Origin of the sequence: Leisingera sp. ANG59 (assembly GCF_013317235.1) — a bacterium.
Lineage (GTDB): Bacteria > Pseudomonadota > Alphaproteobacteria > Rhodobacterales > Rhodobacteraceae > Leisingera.
This window is the reverse complement of record NZ_WLCM01000033.1, coordinates 29,899-50,458: the sequence shown is the minus strand read 5'-3', so window position 1 is coordinate 50,458 and position 20,560 is coordinate 29,899. Positions and strand designations below refer to the sequence as shown.

Below are 20,560 nucleotides of genomic sequence, written 5' to 3'. Positions count from 1 at the left end.
AGGCCAGAGAGAGCTCCTCGGGGTGGCTCGCAATCTTCATTTCTGAGCAGACTTGGCCGTCGTCGTCGACAACACAAATGGCGGTTTCTTTTACTGATACATCCAATCCGGCATAATGCTTCATGCTGCGTCTCCTTCCCTGATGCTTGTGGCTGCTTCACACAAACCACGTATTATCATCAGCTCGAGACGCAGCACCTACCGGAGACCGAGGCTGGAAGTGGGGCGCAAGCCGAATACCCCATCTGTCTTCAGACCGGTTCACTGGATTGTTTCGCAAAAATACCCTATAGTGGTGCGGCTTACCAATAATTCTGCTTGCCGGACGTTCCGGATGTTCCGCCATGCAGGGAAAGGGGGCGGGATGCTAATCGTGGTCGCACTCGTCTTGATCGTACTGGGGTCCATTGCGTTCCATCTATTAAGTCCATGGTGGTGGACTCCGATCGCGTCGAACTGGGACTATATCGACAACACGCTGGTCATCACCTTCTGGATCACCGGCGCAGTGTTTGCTGCCATTGTTCTGTTCATGGCATATTGCGTGCTGAAGTTCCGGCACCGGCCGGGGCACAAGGCGGAGTTCGACCCGGAGAACAAGCGCCTGGAGTGGTGGCTGACCGGTGTCACCGCCGCCGGGGTGGCGGCGATGCTGGTGCCTGGGCTGTTCGTGTGGAAGCAGTTCGTCACCGTGCCGGAGGAGGCAACCGAGCTTGAGGTCTTCGGCCAGCAATGGAGCTGGGCCTACCGGCTGCCCGGTGCCGACGGCGTGCTGGGCACCGCGGATGCCGAATGGGTGAACGGTGAAAACCCCCTGGGCGTCAACCCGCATGACCGGTTCGGCAAGGATGACCTCATCATCGAGGGCGGTGAAGTGTATCTGCCGGTGGACCAGCCGGTGAAGCTGCTGCTGCGCTCCATCGACGTCTTGCATAATTTCTACGTGCCCGAATTCCGCGCCAAGATGGACATGGTGCCGGGCATGGTCACCTACATCTGGTTCACCCCGACCCGCACCGGCGACTTCGAAGTGCTGTGCGCCGAATACTGCGGCACCGCGCACCCCTTCATGCGCGGCTATGTGACCGTTGTGGAGGCAGAGGAATACCACGAGTGGCTGCAGGAGCAGCTGACTTTTGAAGAATACGCCAGCAATGCCCGCGCTGCCCAGCCGGTGCAACTGGCGGAGAACTGACCGGCGCAATGCCGGAAGCAAGGCCTGACCGGGCCGCCCCCCTTCTGCGGCCCTGATGGTCCGGCGCGCTGAATGCCGCCGGGTATGGAGGAAGCATGCAGGGAGGAAGGCATGGTAGACCGCGGTTCTGACGATCAGATGCAACTGCCGCCGCGCGAAGTTGCAGATGTGATGCCGCCGCATGCGCACAGCTGGATCGGCAAATACGTTTTCTCGCAGGATGCCAAGTATATCGCCATCCAGTATTCCGGCACCGCCGTGGCAATCGGCCTGGTGGCGCTGGTGATGTCCTGGTTGATGCGGCTGCAGCTGGGGTTTCCCGGCACCTTCGACTTCATCACCGCCGAGGCCTATTACCAGTTTGTCACCATGCACGGGATGATCATGGTGATTTACCTGCTCACCGCGATCTTTCTGGGCGGGTTCGGCAATTACCTGATCCCGCTGATGGTTGGCGCCCGCGATATGGTGTTCCCCTTCGTCAATATGCTCAGCTATTGGGTCTATCTGCTGGCAGTGCTGGTGCTGGTCGCCAGCTTTTTTGTTCCCGGCGGGCCGACCGGCGCGGGCTGGACGCTGTACCCGCCGCAGGCGGTTCTGTCGGGTACCCCGGGCGGCGCGCAAAGCGGCATTATCCTGATGCTGGTCTCGCTTATCCTGTTCATCATCGGCTTCACCATGGGCGGGCTGAACTATGCTGTGACCGTGCTGCAGGCCCGCACCCGCGGCATGACGATGATGCGGCTGCCGCTGACGGTCTGGGGCATCTTCACCGCCACGGTGATGGCGCTGCTGGCCTTCCCGGCCCTGTTCGTCGCCTGCGTGATGATGCTGTTCGACCGGCTGCTGGGCACGTCGTTCTTCATGCCGACGCTGGTGGAACTGGGCGAAAAGCTCAGCTACGGCGGCGGCAGCCCCATCGCCTTCCAGCACCTGTTCTGGTTCTTCGGCCACCCCGAGGTCTATATCGTGGCGCTGCCCGCCTTCGGCATCGTTTCCGACCTGATCGCGGTGCACGCGCGCAAGAACATCTTCGGCTACCGGATGATGGTCTGGGCCATTGTCATCATCGGCGCGCTCAGCTTCATCGTCTGGGCGCACCACATGTATGTGTCCGGCATGCACCCGTGGTTCGGCTTCTTCTTTGCCACAACAACGCTGATCATCGCCATCCCGACCGCGATCAAGGTCTACAACTGGGTTCTGACCCTGTGGAAGGGCGACATCCATCTGACCATCCCGATGCTGTTTGCGCTGGGGTTCATCGTGACCTTTGTGAACGGCGGGCTGACCGGGCTGTTCCTGGGCAATGTGGTGGTTGATGTGCCGCTGTCCGACACCATGTTCGTCGTGGCCCATTTCCACATGGTGATGGGGGTGGCGCCAATCATGGTGATCTTCGGCGCGATCTACCACTGGTATCCCAAGATAACCGGCCGGATGCTGAACGAGGCGATGGGGCAGATCCATTTCTGGGTCACTTTCATCGGCGCCTATGCGGTGTTCTTCCCGATGCATTATGTCGGCCTGGTCGGTGTGCCGCGCCGGTATTTCGAGATCGGCGAGCCTGAATTCCTGACCGCGCCGGTGGACGGGCTCAATGCCTTCATCTCCTCCGCCGCGCTGATCGTGGGGGCGGTGCAGGTGCTGTTCCTGTTCAACATCTTCTGGAGCCTGCGCCGCGGCCGCGAAGCGGGCGGCAACCCGTGGCGGGCGGCCTCATTGGAATGGCAGACACCCGAGACCCCGCCCAGGCACGGCAATTGGGACGAGCTGCCCGATGTCTACCGCTGGGCATACGACTACAGCGTGCCCGGGGCGCCTGAGGATTACCTCGCCCAGAACGATCCCTGGTTCTCCGACGGGGAGGACAGGCGGCTGTGACGGTCATTCTTGCCTTTCTGGCGCTGGTCGCCCTGGTTGCGGGCCTGTGGCTGTCGCAGCAGCGCCTGGCCTCCAAGCCCTGGCTGGAGACCGGGATCGCGCCCCTGGCAGGCCATGGCCCGGGCCGGGCGCCGGGGTTCATCTTCATCGCGGTCTTTCTGGCCGTGGTCGGCGGGCTGTTTGCCATGCTGGGCAGCGCCTTCGTGATGCAGATCGAGGAAACACCGTGGGAGCTGGTGCCGCTGCCCGGCCGGGTCTGGCTGAACACCGGGCTCTTGCTGCTGGCGAGCCTCTTTCTGCAGTTTGTGGTGATTTCGGCGCGGGCCGGCACTGCGCGCTGGCTGAATGCCAGCCTGATCGCCGCCAGCATCGCCACGCTCGCCTTTTTGGCAGGGCAGGCGCAGGTCTGGATGGAACTGACCGCGGGCGGCTACCGGCTGGACGGCACCCCTGCGGCAAGCTTTTTCTATCTGATCACCGGCCTGCACGGGCTGCATGTGCTGGGCGGCATCATCGCTCTGGCGGCAGTCGCGCTGCGCCACGCCGGGGCCGGGGATGTGAAGGCGCTGCTGCCGGGGGTGCGGCTCTGCGCGCTCTACTGGCACGGGCTGCTGGCCTTCTGGCTGATGCTGTTTGCGCTGCTGCAAGGCTGGGGCAACGCCTTTCTGGCGCTGTGCCGCGCCGCCGTGGGATAAGGGGGAGGAGAGATGGAAAGCAAGTACCAAGGCCAGGACCAGACGCTGCTGCAGCAGGGCCACAGCGGCTTTGCCGCCGACTGGGGGTCCGATCAGCGGGTGTTCAAAAAGGTCTCCTGGGGCAAGGCAATGATGTGGATCCTGCTGCTCAGCGATACCTTTGTCTTTGCCTGTTTCCTGGCCGCCTATATGACCGCGCGCAGTTCAACGACGGTGGACTGGCCGAACGCAAGCGAAGTGTTCGCCCTGCACATCGGCGGCCACAACTTTCCGCTGCTGCTGATCGCCATCATGACCTTTGTGCTGATCTCCTCTTCTGGCACCATGGCGATGGCCGTCAACAACGCCTACCGCAAGGCCCGCGTTCCCACTGCGCTGCTGATGCTGGCAACCGCGGCGCTTGGCGCGGCTTTTGTGGGCATGCAGGCTTTCGAGTGGACCAAGCTGATTTCCGAAGGCGTCCGGCCCTGGGAAAACCCCTGGGGCGCCGAGCAGTTCGGAGCCAGCTTCTTCATAATCACCGGATTCCACGGCACCCATGTCACCATCGGGGTCATTTTCCTGGTGATTATCGCCAGAAAGGTCTGGCGCGGCGATTTTGACCGCGATGAGCGCAGCTGGATGTCGCGCGGCAACGGCGACTACGAAGGCGTCGAGATCATGGGGCTGTACTGGCACTTCGTGGATTTGGTCTGGGTCTTCATCTTTGCATTCTTCTATTTGTGGTAGGGGGACGGAATGGCACAATCATCTCAGACCGCCGGGACGCACGCCAAGGCTGCCGTTGGTGAGCACGGCGGGCAGCAGCATCCGATCAGGCTCTATCTGCTGGTCTGGGGGCTGCTGTTCGTGCTGAGCGCGGCATCGTATTATGTCGACTATGCCGGGCTTCAGGGACTCTTGCGCTGGACGCTGATCCTCACCTTCATGATGCTGAAGGCGGGCCTGATCGTGGCCGTATTCATGCATATTGCCTGGGAACGCCTCGCCCTGAGCTATGCGATCCTGCTGCCGCCGCTGGCGCTGATCGGCCTGCTTGTGATCCTGCTGGTGGAATCCGATTACACCGTGGCGACACGGTTGATAGAATTCGGATCCCGTTAGGATCAGGCTTCATTGATTTCCGGAGCGCTGCGCCGTTCACCGTTCGAAATTTCCAAGCGGTGATATGAGCGGACTCTTCTGTCTGACCAGCTTGCAGATGGCCCGTCTGGAGCCCCGTTTTCCGAGATCCTAGGGCAAGCCCCGCTGCCGATCTTGACGCATCCTTCGTCAAGGTGACCCGCAATCAAACCCGACGCAGTTGCTGGGGCTTTGCCGGTAGCTAACTCGACACGCCAACTCATCCGTGAACCACTGGGGCCGAAAACGGGTGCAATCCCGCTCTCTCGAGCTCGTCAGCCGCTTGCAGTGTTGGGAGAAAGGCCGATGGCTGGGGTGGTAGGATTCGAACCTACGGTACACGGTACCAAAAACCGCTGCCTTACCACTTGGCTACACCCCATCGGTGAGGCGCTGTCTAAAGTTTGTTTGGGGGGGGTGCAAGAGGGTTTTTGAAAAAAAGTGCAGTTCTTTTTTCTGCCGGCTTGGAAATCCTCGTGCAGCCGGTTTCAGGGTGTCCGGAACGGCTGGCTGCAGAAGCGTAAAATGCATTTCTTTCAGCAGTATAGGGCTGAATTTGCGGGGGTCTGGCAGGCCGTTCCTACGGCTGCGCGGGCTTTGGAGCGCCAGCCGGAAACAGTAGGCCCGGGATACGGAATTGGCTGCTCCTGTGGGCGGGGCAGCCATGGTGGCAAAATGTGAAAACCGCCTGCAGCAGCAAAGGTCAGGAGCCCCAGATTGCCTGCTGGTGCGCCTCCTCACCGCTCTCGAAGATATGCGGCTGGACACCGCGGCTTGCGAGTTCGCCCTGCATCTTCAGGCGCATGAAGGCGCTGGTGGTGTAATGGGCGATCGAGGCCGAGTGCTTCTCCAGCGTCCGGCCCACAGACGCGGCGTAGCCGTCCTGCAGGTCCTCAGCGATGCGGAAGCCGTTCTGGTTCATCACCATGTTCACATCGCGGCCGCTTCTGGCGAAGGCGTCCTGCAGCACCCGGTCCAGATCCTCGACGTCCTGCTTCTTGCGGACGCTCCAGCCTTCTAGGTTGAGGAACATGATGTGGCGGGCGGCGTCGTAGGTGACGCGTTCGGAGAGGTTGAGGTTCAACAGGTCGTTCATCAGCCCCATCGGCTCATCCCGGAAGATGCGCGCATCCATCAGGGCGACGTTTTCGATGATCGGCTTGAACTCCATCTGGCCGAGGATGTCGCGCTGCAGGTCGATGCCGGGGGCGATTTCGATCAGTTCCAGCCCCTTGGGGGTCAGCTGCAGCACGCAGCGCTCTGTCACATACAGCACCGGCTGCGAGCGTTGAGAGGCGTAAGGCCCTGAGAAGGTGATCTGTTCGATCAGGCGCACGAACTTCTTGTTGCGGCCTTCCTGGACGATGCGCAGCTCGCCGTTTTCCACCGCGACCTTCAGGCCGCCCGCGGTGAAGGTGCCGGCAAAAACCACGGCGCGGGAGTTCTGCGAGATGTTGATGAAGCCGCCGCAACCGTTGAGGCGCCCGCCGAAGCGGGAGGCGTTGACGCTGCCCTCGGCATCGCATTCGGCCATGCCGAGACAGGTGAGGTCCAGCCCGCCGCCGTCATAGAAGTCGAACATCTGGTTCTGGTCGATGATGGCGTCGGCATTGGCTGAAGAGCCGAAGCTGGAGCCGCCTGCCAGCACCCCGCCGACGGCGCCGGCCTCGGTGGTGAGGGTGATGTAGGGGGTGGCCTTTTCCTCGTTGGCCACCGCCGCGACACCGTCGGGCGCGCCGACGCCCAGGTTCACGGCGCCGTTGGGCGGCAGTTCGAAGGCGGCGCGGCGGGCGATGATCTTGCGCTGGTCAAGCGGCATCCTTGCGATGCCCTCCACCGGCACCCGGATTTCTCCAGACAGTGCCGGGTTGTGCTGCACGCCGTAGTTCATCTTGTGCATCTCAGGATCTTCTGCCACGCAGACGCAATCCACCAGCAGGCCGGGGATTTTCACGTCCTTGGGTTTGATCGAGCCGTCCTCGACGATGCGCTCCACCTGGGCGATGACGATGCCGCCGTTGTTGTGGGCCGCCATCGCCTGGGCCAGGCAGTCCAGCGTCAGCGCCTCGCGCTCCATGCTGATGTTGCCGGAGCGGTCGGCGCTGGTGCCGCGGATGAAGGCGACGTCAATCTTGGTGGCTTTGTAGAACAGCCATTCCTCGCCGTCGACTTCGTGGTAGCGGACGATGTCCTCCTCGGTCACCTTGTTGACCTTGCCGCCGCCGTGGCGCGGGTCGACATAGGTGTGCAGGCCGACTTTGGAGAACAGGCCCGGCTGGCCAGCAGCGCAGGCGCGGTAGAGCTGCGAGATCACCCCCTGGGGCAGGTTGTAGCCGCAGATCTTGTTCTCTTGCGCGGCCTGGGCAACCTTGGGCATGCGGCCGAAGTTGCCGGCAATCACCCGGCGCAGCAGGCCGTCGTGATGCAGCCGCCCGGTGCCCAAGCCTTTGCTGTCGCCGGCGCCTGCGCACATGATCAGGGTGAGGTCGCGGGGGGCGCCTTCGGCCAGGAACCGCTTTTCCAGCGCTGCGTGCAGCAGTTCCGGGATGCAGCTTTGCACAAAGCCGGTGGTGGTCACGACATCGCCGTCACGGATCAGCGCCATGGCCTGTTCGGTGGTGGTTGTCTTGTCTTTCATGGCGGTGCTTCCTCCCCGATGCCGGTTGCCCTCCGCGGGGGCTTTGCAGCCGCACGGAAATCTGGTCAGGCATGTTAGGCGGGCGGTGCAGCGCTGCTGTCCTTTGATTGCGTCAGCGGACAGGGGAGTTGCGACATCGCGCGGGGTGGTGCGACGCTGAAGTTTCCGATTAGCGGCGGTGGTTTCCAGGCAGAGGCTGCATGTATACCGCCGCCGGCTGAAATGGGCGGAAAAAGACTTGCACACGCCCTCCGCAGGACAACCTGGATAGCCCGGAATCGCGATCAGAACATCCGACTCCGGGCTGGTGCCCGCGTCCTGCGCCTGTGCGGAGCCGGAGCGACGGCGAGGGCATTGTTTGAACACTGCCCGTGGCAGCGGAAACTTCAGGCTTGTTTGGCTGGAAGTTCCGATGTGTTCTTTGTCCAGCGGGCGATCTGCTCCAGCAGCTCCCTTTTACGCACAGGCTTGGACAGGAAACCCGACATTCCGGCGGCGCGGCAGGCCGCTTCGTCCGTGCTCAGCACATTTGCCGTGAGCGCCAGGACAGGGCAGGGCGGGCGGCCGTTTTCCTGCTCCCAGGCACGCAGGCGGCGGGTGGCCTCCAGCCCGTCCATCACCGGCATCGACATATCCATCAGCACCAGGTCGTAGCTTTGCGCGGCGAAGGTGCTGAGCGCCTCCTGGCCGTTGCTGCAGATGGTCAGGCTGATGCCGGTTGGAGCCAGCATCTTCTGCAGGACCAGCTGATTGGTCCGGTTGTCTTCTGCCGCAAGAACCCGCAGAAGGCCGAAACTGTCCCCGGTTCGCTCAGCGCCGGCCGGCTGATCGGCAGCGGGGAGGATCGGGCTTTTCAAGGCATTTAGCAGGGTGCTTAGCAGAAGCTTGCCGCGGGCAGGTTTCAAGAGCACATGCACGGTCTTGCAGCTTCTGAGCTCCTGATAGTCGGCCAGCAGCTGGCCGCCGGTGCAATACACGATGGGCAGCTCCCGGCAGTCCGGCAACGCGTGCAGTTCCTGGCAGAAGGCTCTGGCCTGCTCTAGCGTCAGGCTGGTTTCCACCAGCACCAGATCCGGCCGCCGCTGCTCTGCCGTCATCGCGGTGACCCCAGCCAGCAGGTCTTGCAGGCTGGAGGAGGCAAGCGTTTCCGCGCCCCAATAGTCAAGCTGGCGCTTCCGTACTTCACGGGAGAATGGCAGGTCCGCAATCGCCGCTACACGGATTCCTGCCAGCGGTTGCGTCCGCGGTGTGGCCGGGACTGCGACAGGCAGTGTCAGGCAGACGGTAAAACAGGACCCTTTGCCGACTTCCGAGACGACATCGATGCGGCCGCCCATTGCCTGTGTCAGCCGCGAGGAAATTGCCAGCCCGAGCCCGGTTCCTTCGAACCGCCGGGCGTTGGTGCTTTCAACCTGCTCGAATGCGTGAAAGATCTGGCCCAGGCTGTCCTGAGGGATGCCGACCCCGGTATCCCGGACGTCTATGCACAAGGGAATCCTGTGGCAGGCATCGTAATTGAGAGTGATGCTGACAAATCCCTTCATGGTGAACTTTATGGCGTTGCCGACCAGGTTCATCAGGATCTGCCGAACCCGGCCGCTGTCACCGCAGAACTCCGCCGGGGTGCCTTCCGGAATGTCAATGCAGATTTCGATGCCCTTGGCGTTGGCGCTGGGAGACATCAGCGCGGCCACATCATAGATCACGTCGCGCAGGTTGAAGGGCTGCTCCAGCATCTGCGTCTTGCCGGCCTCCAGCTTGGAGAAGTCGAGGATGTCATTGACAATGCGCAGAAGAGCCTCGGAGGAGGTCAGGATTGTGTTGGCGCAGGACTGTTGTTCAGATGTCAGGCTAGTCTCGCTGAGCACCTCTGCCATTCCAAGCACTCCGTTGATCGGGGTGCGGATTTCATGGCTCATGGTGGCCAGAAAGCGGGACTTGGTCTCAGTGGCGGCTTCAGCCCGGGCTTTCTCCTGCATCAGCCTGTCGGCGATCCGTTTCTTTTCTTGCAGGCTGATTTCAAGGGTGTCGAGTGCTGTGAACATGGCGGCAATCTCGTTGTCGCCGGCCGGTGCCGCAGACTGTTCGCGGCTGGCGAGCCGCCGCAGTTTCTGGGCGGCCAGCTGAACCGAAGCCGAAAAGCTGCGTGCCTTGCGCATAGAAATCATCAAGGCAGCGGCCATCAGCAACGTGGTTCCGGTCAGCCCCAGAACCAGGATGCGGGTCAGCATCTGGTTGGTTGCCGCTACGGCCTGTTCCGCATGTTGCGCGGCCATCGACGTTACGATTGCGGCCTGACGGGTTACGGCCTCGCTGCTCATGACCAGTGCGCTGAGTGTGGGGATTTCCTGTTCGGGTTTGATGCCCAGGAGCACAACAGCCTTTACGCACCATACCGACAGGGCCGTGTCCAGCGCCCGGACTTCCGCACGCAGCGGCGCGGACAGCGGCAGCTTTGCCAGCGCGGCCAGCTCTCGGTTGATCGCGTTCAGGTAACCGTGAAACTGCCGGGCCACTTCCTCTTGCGGGATCAGCCGGGTCATTGCCAGCACATCCTGAGCATAAACTTCGGCGGCGGTAATGCCCGCCGTGACGCCGCTGATGCGCCGGGTGACTTCCAGCGATGCCTCCAGCGCGGCATCCTTGCGGGCGGAGGCAAAGACGGCCATGCCACCGACCAGAACCGCCGCAAAAAGGGCAGCTGCTGCGATAATCAGTACCGGCAGCACGATGGACCGTTTGATGTTCATGCGTGGTGTCCCTCCGGCGCGCGCATCAATTGGCCGGCAGGATTGGGGTTGGCGTATTGGTCCCGGTGTCCGTCAGCGTTGCCAGGAATGCGATGAGATCTTCAGTGTCGCCTTCATTGAGGCTGAAACCCTCGACTTCTGCCGTTCTTTCAATGTCTGCGCTGCCGCCAGCGGCATAGTGGCGGATCACCTCTTCCAGTGAGCCCTTCGAGCCGTCATGCATGTAAGGCGCCCGCAGGACAATATTGCGCAGGCCCGGTGTCTTGAAGCGGAAGTTCAGGTCAGGATCGGGCGGCACCAGGCCGCCACCGCCAAGATCACTGGTTTGCAGCCCGATGTCATGCATTTGGTTGTCGGTGAACATCCAGCCAGTGTGGCATGACGCACAGTTCGCCTTTCCGGTGAACAGCGCAAAGCCGCGTTTGGCGGCGTCGGATACGGCCGTTTCATCACCTTCCACCCAGCGGTCGAAGCTGGCGACACCGCTGACGATCGTCCGCTCATATGTGGCCAGTGCCGTCAGCACGCTTTCCTTGCGGATGCCCTGGCCAGGGAACAGACGCTCGAACCAGATTCTGTAGTCCTGCACCGCGGACAGCCGTTCGGTGATTCCTTCAAATGTGGCGTTCATTTCATCCGGCGCTGTGATTGGCCCGGCGGCCTGCTCTTCCAGGCTTGCTGCGCGCCCGTCCCAGAACAGCGGTGTGATCCACGCGGCATTGAGAATCGTCGGCGCGTGGCGGCGGACCGGTGTGCCGGCTGCGCCCATTGCCTTGCGAACAGGAACTTCCCAGCCGAAGGAGGGGTTGTGGCAGCTGGAGCAGCTGATGTTCTGTCCTCCGGACAGGCGCGGATCAAAGAACAGCATTTTGCCGAGGGTGGCAATCTCGCGGTTGAAGGGGGCGTCTTCGGGAAACGGCACCGTCTGAGGGCGCTGGAACGCTTCGAGCCCGGCGGCCTGGGCCAGGCTCTGGAAAGTCCACAAAAGCAGCGGCGCCAGGGCAGCAGCGTTCCACCGCATTCAGGACCTCCTCTACGTATCCCGCAAACTTGTTAACCGGAAAGCCATCATCAGGGAAGGCGGTTAAGAAATCGTGTGCTGCTGCTATGACGCAGCCGGCGCGGGCTTGCCGGAGATCTTCTTGGGGCCAAGCCGCCGGGTAACAAGCCAGGGGCCGGCTTTCAGCACCATCAGCGCGAACCCGGCGGTCCACAGGATGGCCGATAGCGCGATCCCATCCAGACCCGCGGCCACTTCCGTGCTGCCGGCAACGCGCGCCGCAGCAGCGCCGAGCAGCAGCATGAAGGCGATGGTCAGCGCGGGGCCGGCAGCCAGTGGGCGGCCGCTGTGGCCCATAGTGGCCCGCATCATCACCGCCAGCGTCATGCCGCCTATGGCACCGATGCCCAGAATATGCGCTGGTACGGCCGGTTCCAGCAGGCCATAGGGCACGCCGCCTGCCGCGATCAGCCCCGCGGGCACCAGCGCATAGGCCAGGTGCAGCATCAGCAGCAGCGGATTCGGCAGGGCCGCCAGGCTGCGCCAACGCGCCAGCCGCACTGCGTGCAGCAAACCGGCCGCCAGCAACAGTCCACCGCTGACGCCGGCCCAGGGCGCGGCGGTCCAGGCCAGCAGGGCAGCCGCGCCGCAAACCAGCGTCACGGTGTCGAACTTGCCAAAGGGCACCGGCATCTCTTCCGCACCGTGTTTGGCCAGCCAGTTGCGGGTGAAACTGGGGATTATCCGGCCGCCGATCAGCATGATCAGGAAGATCAGAACCGCAATGCCCAGGCGGCGCGAGACATCTGCCGCTCCCCCGGCCATTGCCTCGATGTGGAAACAGGCGTTGGCCACGCCCAGCAGGGTGACAGGCACCAGGACCTTGAGATTACGCCAGTTCTCGCCCGCGATGATTTCCCGTGCGATCATTGCGATTACCGCGATCAGGAAGGCGCAGTCCACGGCCATCACCCCCAGCGCGGGCAGCCCCAGCCAGCCCGCCGCCGCCAGCCGCCCCAACAGCCACAGGCCGGACAGCAGCGCAAGCGGCAGCCCGCGCGCAGGTATCCGCCCGGTCCAGTTCGGCACCGCAGTGAACAGGAAGCCCGCCACCACTGCAGCGCCATAGCCAAAGATCATCTCGTGGATGTGCCAGCCGGTTGGAAGGAACGGGCCAGAGTACTCCAGATCGCCGCGCCAGATCAGCAGCCAGGCGGGGATGGCCAGCAAGGCAAACAGGCAGGCGCCCAGAAAGAACGGCCTGAAGCCGAAGGAAAACAAGACAGGTCCGGTATATTCGGTTCGCGCAGCCATCACGGCCTCCTTGCGCCCGGTCAAAGAAGGACGGGCGGCACTGGTCAGGTGCCGCCCGCCGGTCCGGCGCAAGGGACGCAATCTTTTGCCGGACCACGTGGATCAGCGCCGGCGGGCAGGGAGGAGGGAGGCTCCCCCAAATTCCGGATTCCCGTTTTTTCCCGCACGGTTGTTTCCTCTGCCGCCACTATGCGATAACGGCGGGGTGACCTCTTTGTCCTTCAGCAAACTTGCGGTGCATTCTTGTCCAAGCTCGACGAAAGCCTCCTGACCGGGCTGCCGCCCTTCAGCCTCCTGGAGCGCAGCCAGATCCGCGAAATCCTCGATCAGGCGCTGCCCAAGCGTTATGACGAAGGGGCGGAAATCTTTCGCGAAGGCCATGATGCCGAGCGGTTCCACCTGCTGCTGGACGGCTATATCCGGGTGGTGAAGACCACCGAGGGCGGCGAACAGATTATCGCGCTGCACATTTCCCCCGGGCAGCTGTTCGGCATCGCGCCGGCGCTGAACCGCGACACCTATCCGGCGACCGCAGTGGCAGCCTCGGAATCGCTGGCGCTGTCCTGGCCAGTGCGGCTGTGGGGGGAGTTCACCGCCAAGTACGCGGGTTTCGCCACCGAGAGCTACACCACCCTCGGCCAGCGGCTGGGAGAGATGCAAACGCGGATCACAGAACTGGCGACGCAGGCGGTGGAGCAACGGGTGGCGGCGGCGCTGTTGCGGATGGTGAATCAGTCGGGCCGCAAGGTGGAGGAGGGGATCGAGATCGCCTTCCCGGTGACCCGCCGCAACATCTCCGAGATGACCGGCACCACGCTGCACACTGTCAGCCGTTTGTTGTCGGCCTGGGAGAAGGACGGCATCGTGCACTCGACCCGCAAGCACATTGTGGTTACGGCCCCGCACAGGCTGGTGATCCTGAGCGGGGCACAGGGCTAGGGGCTGGCCCTTCGCATCGTTTGCCGCGGCAGCGGCGCCTGATGTTGTCAGAAGTTGTTCCAACCCTGGGCCATAGGCAGATCTTCCTCTGCGATGACTGTGTCCGGCTGGGAGGCAGGCGGAGCGGGCTTTCTTGCCGTAGCCGCCGGTTCGGCGCCTTCGCTGCCTTCTTTGAACTTGGAAACCTCCTGGGTGAGGTGGCCGGCGTCATTGGTCAGCATCTGGCTTGCCGCTGAGGTCTGTTCGACCATGGCTGCATTCTGCTGAGTGACCCGGTCAAGCTGCGAAACACCCTGATTGATCTCCAGCAATGCCGTCGACTGCTCGGAAGCGCCTTTCGCTATATCTTGGATATGTTCGGAGATCGTGGCCACGCTTCTGATAATCTGCTGCAGTTCTTCGCCGGACTTTCCAACGAGGTCCACGCCTGTGGCGACTTGCCGGTTGCTCTCGCCGATCAACTGCTTGATTTCCCCTGCCGCGTCGGCGGACCGCTGCGCCAGCGCCCTGACCTCGGAAGCGACAACCGCGAACCCGCGTCCGGCCTCGCCGGCCCGGGCCGCCTCTACGCCGGCGTTCAGTGCCAGGAGGTTGGTTTGGAAGGCAATGTCGTCAATCACACCAATGATTTTCGAGATCTGCTCAGAAGAGCTTTCGATTTGTGCCATCGCGTCGATTGCGCTGCTCACGACCTCGCCGCTGCGTTCTGCCGAAGTTTTGGCCTCAGCGACGATTCCTTCGACTTTCTGGGCGCCTTCGGCAGAGGCCTTGACCGTCGCGGTCAATTCTTCGATTGCAGCAGCCGTTTCCTCCAGGGTCGCCGCCTGGCTTTCCGTGCGCTGAGAAAGATCGCCGGCTGATTGCGAAATTTCCTCTGCGGTGCGGCCAACGGCGGATGACACTTGCTTGACGGTCTTCACGGATGAACTGAGTTGTTCAAGGGAATGATTGAATGTCTTCCCAAGAGCACCGACGTCCGGAAGACTGGAAACCGCAACCCGATGAGTCAGATTGCCGCCGCTGAGTTCATGAAGCCCTGCTCCGATCTCATCCAAAGCGCGGCGGCGCTCAGTGATGTCAGAGGCCACTTTCACCACCCTCACAACCTTTCCATCGTCTCCCTCCACCGGGGCATAGGTCGCTTGGATCCAGATTGTTTCGCCTGACTTCGTCACACGTGGAAACTGATCCGAGAACACTTTGCCGCTGGCAAGGTCCGACCAGAATGTTTTGTAGTCACTGGATGCGACCAGTTCCGGGGCGACAAACATGGAATGGTGTTTCCCCTGGATTTCCTCCAGGGCGTAACCCAATGCGTTCAGAAAGTTCTGGTTTGCGGTGATGATTGTGCCATCCGGGTGGAATTGAATGGTTGCCTGTGTGCGGTCGACCATTCCTGCGATGATTGCAGTGGTATCATCTTCCTCAGCCGTTTTCGGCTTTGCTCTGGTAAAAAACACTAGCTTTACTCCAAGGATTGCTGGGCCTCACTCCTCTGGACAACGAGTCGTACCGTAAAACTAAAGCAAAAGAGTTAACGCGCCTCGGCGCCGTCAGCACGGACTGAATTGGGATTGCCCCGGGTCATTCCGGGCAGTGGACCGGCCTCAATCACGGGTCACTGAAAATCCGGGTCAAGCTGAAGATACATTCTGAGACGGGTGGAAACTTCGCGGACCCTAATCAAGTCATGATCCGCTTCAAGCCATCGCGGCACTCTTCAGCTGTTCCCTGAACGCCATCTCCTCCAGCCCGTATTCCTCGCAGGCATCAATAACTGTGTGGAACGGCGCGATCGGGCAGCCGGGGCAGAGCATCTTGCGGCGCATGAACTCGCCTGCGCAGGCGGGCCAGTGGTGGAACAGGTCCGAGAGCGGCAGGTCTGGATTGTCGAAATCGGGGCGGCGCATGGCGTGTCCTCCTTTTCCTGCATCTTGCGTGCAGCAATGCGCCCGGTCTTTGCGCTTCAACAATATCCGCGGCGGTGCGCGGGTTTAGGCAGGTCCCATCCGCAACTGTACTCAGGACCGCGATATGTCAGAGATACTTACCAAGTCGCGGGCCAGGAACGTGTTCTACGGGGGCTCCTTGTTCTTCGTCGTCGTGTTCGTGGCCATGACCGCGCACAGCCACCGCTTCATCGTAAACACGTCCACCGCTGGCATGGAGCTGACCGACGAGGTGCGCCAGGGCAAGCATGTGTGGGAGCGCCACTCCTGCATCAACTGCCACACGCTGCACGGCGAGGGTGCCTATTTCGCACCGGAAGTGGGCAATGTGATGACCCGCTGGGGCGTGCTGGACGATCCGGAAGGCGCCTATGAAATGCTTGATGGCTGGATGAAATCGCAGCCCTCCGGCGTTGAGGGGCGCCGCCAGATGCCGTTCTTCGACCTGACGGAGGAAGAGACCAAGGCCTTGTCCGAATTCCTGCGCTGGGCGGATCAGACCGATACCCAGAACTGGCCGCCGAACGACGCGGGCTGAGGGAGAGAAACAATGAAATATCAATCTCAAAAAGTGGCCTATGCCTACTTCATGGTGGCAATGGGCCTGTTTGCCATCCAGGTTCTGGGCGGCCTGCTGGCCGGCTGGATCTATGTCTGGCCCAACACGCTGAGCGAGCTGCTGCCGTTCAACATCGTGCGGATGCTGCACACCAACGCACTGGTGGTCTGGCTGTTGCTGGGCTTCTTCGGCGCTGCCTATTACCTGATCCCCGAGGAATCCGAGCGCGAGATTTTCTCGGTCAAGCTGGCCTATATCCAGCTGGCGATTCTGGTGGTCGGAACACTGGGCGCAGTGGTCTCCTACCTCGCCGGCATCCACGGCGGGCGGGAGTTCCTGGAACAGCCCCTGTGGGTCAAGTTCGGCATCCTGGTTGCGGCGGTGATCTTCCTCGTGAATATCTCGCTGACCGTGCTGGCAGGCCGCAAGACCGCGATCACCAACATCCTCTTGATGGGCCTTTGGCTGCTGTCGCTCTTGTGGATCTTCGCCTTCATCAACCCGGACAACCTGTCGCTCGACAAGATGTACTGGTGGTTCGTTGTCCACCTGTGGGTGGAAGCCACCTGGGAATTGGTGATGGCCGCGATCCTCGGCTACCTGATGCTGAAGCTGACCGGCGTTGACCGCGAGGTGGTGGAGAAATGGCTCTATGTCATCGTGGCGCTGGCGCTGTTCTCCGGCATCCTCGGCACCGGCCACCACTTCTTCTGGATCGGCACCCCCGGTTACTGGCAGTGGATCGGCTCGATTTTCTCAACCCTGGAAGTGATCCCCTTCTTCGCGATGATGAGCTTTGCCTTCATCATGGTCTGGAAGGGCCGCAAGAACCACCCGAACAAGGCGGCGCTCTTGTGGTCGCTCGGCTCCTCCACCGTGGCCTTCTTCGGGGCCGGCGTCTGGGGCTTCCTGCACACGCTGCATGGGGTGAACTTCTACACCCACGGCACCCAGATCACCGCTGCCCACGGCCACCTCGCGTTCTTTGGCGCCTATGTGGCCCTGAACCTGGCCATGTTCACCTATGCGATGCCGCAGCTCAGGAACCGCGACCCCTATAACCAGGTGCTGAACATGGCGTCCTTCTGGCTGATGACCGGCGGCATGGCCTTCATGACCTTCGTACTGACCTTTGCCGGCACCATCCAGACCCACATGCAGCGCATTGTCGGCGACTACTACATGGATGTTCAGGACCAGCTGGGTGTCTTCTACCTGATGCGCCTCGGCTCTGGTGTGGCGGTTGTGATCGGTGCGCTGCTTTTCATCTACTCGATGGTGGTGATCCGCCGCGAGGTTATCAAACCTGGCCCCGCGGCCGTACCGGGAGAGTAAGCCATGAACGCGATGAACACGCCTTCCGTTCCTTTCTACCGTCCCGCAGGCGATGAATGCACCGTCTTCGAGATGGCCCAAGCCAACGGTCTGCCCCTTCTTCTGAAGGGGCCCACCGGCTGCGGCAAGACGCGGTTCGTGGAACATATGGCAGCCCGGCTCGGGCTGCCCCTCCACACCGTTGCCTGCCACGACGACCTGTCGGCCGCCGACCTGATCGGCCGCTACCTGCTGAAAGGCGGCGAGACGGTCTGGGTCGACGGTCCGCTGACCCGCGCGGTGCGCGAGGGTGGCATCTGCTACCTGGATGAAGTGGTTGAGGCTCGCAAGGATGTGGCCGTGGTGCTGCACCCGCTGACCGACGACCGCCGCCGCCTGGTCATCGACCGCACCGGCGAGGAGCTCGCCGCGCCCAAGCCCTTCATGCTGGTTGCGAGCTACAACCCCGGCTACCAGAATATCCTGAAGAAGCTGAAGCCCTCGACCCGTCAGCGCTTCCTGTCGATCGGCTTTGACTTCCCGGAAGCCTCCGCCGAAACTGCGGTCGTCGCTTCCGAGAGCGGGCTGGACAAGGACCGCTCCGCCGCGCTGGTGCGGCTGGCGGGCCATATCCGCAAGCTCTCGGGCATGGATCTGGAGGAAGGTGTCTCCACCCGTCTCCTGATCTACGCCGCCACGCTGATTGCCAAAGGCATGGGTGTGGAGCGCGCGGTGGAGGCCGCTATCATCGAACCCCTCAGCGACGAGGCTGATGTGCAGCAGGCGCTGCGCGACCTTGCCGCCAGCGTCTACGGGTGATGCCATGATCCACGCTCTCGACCTTCTGGAACCCGAAGAAACGGTTGGCAACCTGTGGCACGGCATGGCCACACGGATCGGCGCCGCAGAAGATGGGACCGAACACACCGTCCGGTTCGAGGACATGCGCGCCAGCGTGGCGGCCTTGTTCCGGGCGCTGGGCGGGGCCGGGGGCGTGGAAATCCAGGTGGCGCCCGCGGTGCTGTCGGATCACCGTCCGGACCGGCTGCGCCGCATCGGCACCCCGCGCGAGATGGTGCATATGGCCAGTTTCGATGGTGAGCGCTTGCGCTTGCCGCCGGAAATGTCGGTTTTTTCCAGCCCCGAGCTGAACCGCAAGGCCTATCTGTGGCTGGCCGCAATGGCCGCCGTGATAGACCTGCCGGACCGCAACGAGGACTGTTATCAGGCCGACCAGCTGGAAATCGCCGCTAATGCCCGTGCCGCGGACAAGGTGTTCGCTGCCTGTCCGGGGCTGCGGTCTGCTTACGGTGCCTTCTGCGCTCATGTTGCTGAGACCCGCAAACGCAACGGCCTGCCGCGGTTCGAGGCACGGATCGAGCGGATGGTGCTGGATCAAATCGGCTCTGATTGCCGCATTGCCGAACCCTGCGCCTGCACCGCGCCACGCGGCTACCGCACCTATCAGCCGGTGCCGTTCTGGCTGCGCCTGCCTGTGCCGCAGGCGGGCAGGGGCGCGGCCCCCGCAGCGGAAGAGGAAATGAAAACCCCAGGCCTTGCCGTCTCCACCCGCAAGACGGCCAAGCGCCAGGATCAGGACCAGACCACCCGCAAGGACAGTTTCATCGTTCACCGGTTCGAATCCATCCTGTCCTGGGCCGAAAGCCTGAACATCAACCGTATGGTCGATGACGACGACAACGAGAACGCCCAGAAAGCGGCAGAGGATCAGGACAACCTCACCCTCTCGCAGCATATGAAACGCGCGGCGTCGCGGCTGCGGATCTCGCTGGACCTGTCGCCGCAGGATGCTGAGCATGAACACCTGGCGGGGCAGTTCACCTATCCGGAATGGAACCACCGGCTGGGCAAGCACATGCCCGCGCACGCCCGCGTGCTGGAGGCCGAAGGCAAACCCTCCGACAGCTTCCAGCCCGACCCGCGGCTGGTCGCCCGGGTGCGCCGGCAGTTTGCGCCGCTGCACCCGCGCCGGGTGATGCTGCCGCGGCAGCTGGACGGCGAAGAGCTGGATCTGGAAGCGGTGGTGAAATCCCATGTCGATCTGGCCTGCGGCCAGCAGGGCAGCGACCGGGTCTGGCAGGCCAGCCGCCCGATGGCCCGCGACCTGAGCGTGGCGGTGCTGATGGACTGCTCCCGCTCCACCGAGGCCACCGTCGGCGACCGCCCGGTCATTGAGACCGCCCGCGAGTCACTCGCGGCCTTGGCTGGCGGCATCGCCACGGCGGGCGACCGGCTGGGCATCTGGGGGTTCTCCTCCCTGCGACGCGACCGGGTGTTTCTGACCCGCGCCAAAGGGTTCGAGGATCCGATGTCCCAGGCGGTCACCGCCCGCATCGGCGGCTTCAAGCCCGGCCACTATACCCGTCTGGGCGCCGCGATCCGCCATGCTTCCGCCCAGCTGGCCGAGGAAGGATCCGAACGCCGCCTGCTGCTGGTTCTGACCGATGGCAAGCCCAACGATTTGGACCACTACGAAGGCGTGCATGGAATCGAGGACAGCCGCATGGCGGTGCGCGAGGCGCGCGCCCTGGGCCAGTCGGTGCATGGTGTGGTGATCGACGCCGACGGGCAGGACTGGTTTGCCCGCATCTTCGGGCGCGCGGGTTTCACCCTCTTGCCCGACCCGGACAGACTGCCGCGCGCACTGCCGGAAATCTATCAATCCCTGACCATGGAGCACTGAGATGAAACGCATTTTTTCTCTGGCCCTGCTGGTGCCCTCCAGCGCCTTTGCCGCCACCTTCGAGCGGCCGATCCCGCAGCCGCAGACTGAAACTGCGGAGTTCTGGTTTCTGATGGGTTCCATCGCCCTGATCGTCAGCTTGGGGTTCGTCCAATTCCTGGTGAGCCGGCGATGACAGCGCAGCCTTCCTGGCGGTTGCTGGTGGCGCTATACCCGTTCGGAGCCGGGGCCGCAGCGGTCAACATCTTCTTTGCCTCGCTGATTGCCAGCTGGATCGGCTGGCGGGTGCTGAGCCCTTATGAATCAGTAGCCTGGGGGCTGCTGCTGGGGGTGCCTGCAACGTATGCCTTTGCCCGCCATATCGAGCGGCTGAAGCGGCGGGCCGGCGGCGGCTGACTGGCAGCAGCCCAGAGAACGGGCAGAATTGAAAGTGGCCACATGCTGAGCGGGCCTGGCGCCGTGGACCAGCGGCACGGCAGAATCAACAAGGCGGCTGG

Annotated in this window: 18 protein-coding genes, 1 tRNA gene and 1 pseudogene; 12 read left to right on the top strand and 8 right to left on the bottom strand. The window is 62.8% G+C overall.

Going from position 1 to position 20,560, the window contains the following annotated elements:
* Positions 1 to 124 (bottom strand): annotated as a pseudogene (locus GKC28_RS26510) (IS110 family transposase); the annotation flags it as partial.
* A 240-nt stretch (positions 125 to 364) separates the two neighbouring features.
* On the opposite strand from GKC28_RS26510, the gene GKC28_RS20550 reads away from it, so the two are divergent.
* The 5 genes from GKC28_RS20550 (at position 365) to GKC28_RS20530 (ending at position 4,878) form a co-directional block, all read left to right on the top strand.
* Positions 365 to 1,195 carry a cytochrome c oxidase subunit II gene (locus tag GKC28_RS20550; protein WP_174148867.1) on the top strand — a complete coding sequence of 277 codons (831 nt, stop codon included), beginning with the start codon at positions 365 to 367 and terminating at the stop codon, positions 1,193 to 1,195.
* Between the two features lie 111 nt (positions 1,196 to 1,306).
* On the top strand, positions 1,307 to 3,079 hold the full coding sequence (locus GKC28_RS20545; RefSeq protein ID WP_174148864.1) for a cbb3-type cytochrome c oxidase subunit I: 1,773 nt from the start codon (positions 1,307 to 1,309) through the stop codon (positions 3,077 to 3,079).
* Positions 3,076 to 3,774 (top strand): cytochrome c oxidase subunit 3, encoded by a 699-nt coding sequence (locus GKC28_RS20540; protein ID WP_174148863.1) that lies wholly within the window; start codon positions 3,076 to 3,078, stop codon positions 3,772 to 3,774. Before GKC28_RS20545 ends, GKC28_RS20540 begins: the two co-directional genes overlap by 4 nt.
* Before the next feature lie 12 nt (positions 3,775 to 3,786).
* Complete coding sequence (locus GKC28_RS20535) at positions 3,787 to 4,503, top strand: heme-copper oxidase subunit III family protein (RefSeq protein ID WP_174148862.1); 717 nt, start codon at positions 3,787 to 3,789, stop codon at positions 4,501 to 4,503.
* Between the two features lie 9 nt (positions 4,504 to 4,512).
* The gene (locus tag GKC28_RS20530; RefSeq protein ID WP_174148861.1) at positions 4,513 to 4,878 is read left to right on the top strand and encodes a cytochrome C oxidase subunit IV family protein; all 366 of its coding nucleotides are present in this window, start codon (positions 4,513 to 4,515) and stop codon (positions 4,876 to 4,878) included.
* A gap of 325 nt (positions 4,879 to 5,203) precedes the next feature.
* Here GKC28_RS20530 and GKC28_RS20525 read toward each other — a convergent pair.
* From GKC28_RS20525 to GKC28_RS20505, 5 genes are all read right to left on the bottom strand, one after another.
* Positions 5,204 to 5,278, bottom strand: a tRNA-Gln gene (locus tag GKC28_RS20525).
* Between the two features lie 321 nt (positions 5,279 to 5,599).
* On the bottom strand, positions 5,600 to 7,534 hold the full coding sequence (locus tag GKC28_RS20520; protein ID WP_174148860.1) for an acyl CoA:acetate/3-ketoacid CoA transferase: 1,935 nt from the start codon (positions 7,532 to 7,534) through the stop codon (positions 5,600 to 5,602).
* 386 nt (positions 7,535 to 7,920) lie between these two features.
* Positions 7,921 to 10,284, bottom strand: a complete 2,364-nt coding sequence (locus tag GKC28_RS20515) for a response regulator (RefSeq protein ID WP_174148859.1) — start codon at positions 10,282 to 10,284, stop codon at positions 7,921 to 7,923.
* 25 nt (positions 10,285 to 10,309) lie between these two features.
* Positions 10,310 to 11,305 carry a cytochrome-c peroxidase gene (locus GKC28_RS20510; RefSeq protein ID WP_174148858.1) on the bottom strand — a complete coding sequence of 332 codons (996 nt, stop codon included), beginning with the start codon at positions 11,303 to 11,305 and terminating at the stop codon, positions 10,310 to 10,312.
* Between the two features lie 84 nt (positions 11,306 to 11,389).
* The gene (locus tag GKC28_RS20505) at positions 11,390 to 12,598 is read right to left on the bottom strand and encodes an NnrS family protein (RefSeq protein ID WP_174148857.1); all 1,209 of its coding nucleotides are present in this window, start codon (positions 12,596 to 12,598) and stop codon (positions 11,390 to 11,392) included.
* A gap of 243 nt (positions 12,599 to 12,841) precedes the next feature.
* Between GKC28_RS20505 and GKC28_RS20500 the strand changes: the two genes are divergently transcribed.
* Entirely contained in the window at positions 12,842 to 13,537 is a 696-nt protein-coding gene (locus tag GKC28_RS20500) for a Crp/Fnr family transcriptional regulator (protein WP_174148856.1), read from the top strand.
* Between the two features lie 47 nt (positions 13,538 to 13,584).
* Here GKC28_RS20500 and GKC28_RS20495 read toward each other — a convergent pair whose 3' ends face one another.
* Entirely contained in the window at positions 13,585 to 14,931 is a 1,347-nt protein-coding gene (locus tag GKC28_RS20495; RefSeq protein WP_174148866.1) for a PAS domain-containing methyl-accepting chemotaxis protein, read from the bottom strand.
* Between the two features lie 306 nt (positions 14,932 to 15,237).
* Positions 15,238 to 15,447, bottom strand: coding sequence for a hypothetical protein (locus tag GKC28_RS20490; protein ID WP_174148855.1), 210 nt, complete (start codon positions 15,445 to 15,447; stop codon positions 15,238 to 15,240).
* Positions 15,448 to 15,571: 124 nt separating this feature from the next.
* Between GKC28_RS20490 and GKC28_RS20485 the strand changes: the two genes are divergently transcribed.
* The 6 genes from GKC28_RS20485 to GKC28_RS20460 are packed head-to-tail and all read left to right on the top strand — an operon-like array spanning position 15,572 to position 20,459.
* Positions 15,572 to 16,024: a cytochrome c gene (locus tag GKC28_RS20485; RefSeq protein ID WP_039150931.1), complete on the top strand. Its 453-nt coding sequence runs from the start codon at positions 15,572 to 15,574 to the stop codon at positions 16,022 to 16,024.
* 12 nt (positions 16,025 to 16,036) lie between these two features.
* Positions 16,037 to 17,380 carry a cbb3-type cytochrome c oxidase subunit I gene (locus GKC28_RS20480; protein ID WP_174148854.1) on the top strand — a complete coding sequence of 448 codons (1,344 nt, stop codon included), beginning with the start codon at positions 16,037 to 16,039 and terminating at the stop codon, positions 17,378 to 17,380.
* A 3-nt stretch (positions 17,381 to 17,383) separates the two neighbouring features.
* Positions 17,384 to 18,178, top strand: a complete 795-nt coding sequence (locus GKC28_RS20475) for a CbbQ/NirQ/NorQ/GpvN family protein (protein ID WP_174148853.1) — start codon at positions 17,384 to 17,386, stop codon at positions 18,176 to 18,178.
* A 4-nt stretch (positions 18,179 to 18,182) separates the two neighbouring features.
* Positions 18,183 to 20,063 (top strand): nitric oxide reductase activation protein NorD, encoded by a 1,881-nt coding sequence (locus GKC28_RS20470; protein ID WP_174148852.1) that lies wholly within the window; start codon positions 18,183 to 18,185, stop codon positions 20,061 to 20,063.
* Between the two features lies 1 nt (position 20,064).
* Positions 20,065 to 20,238, top strand: a complete 174-nt coding sequence (locus GKC28_RS20465) for a hypothetical protein (RefSeq protein WP_174148851.1) — start codon at positions 20,065 to 20,067, stop codon at positions 20,236 to 20,238.
* Positions 20,235 to 20,459 (top strand): NnrT protein, encoded by a 225-nt coding sequence (locus GKC28_RS20460; protein WP_174148850.1) that lies wholly within the window; start codon positions 20,235 to 20,237, stop codon positions 20,457 to 20,459. The genes GKC28_RS20465 and GKC28_RS20460 overlap by 4 nt, the downstream gene beginning before the upstream one ends.
* Positions 20,460 to 20,560 lie beyond the last annotated feature (101 nt).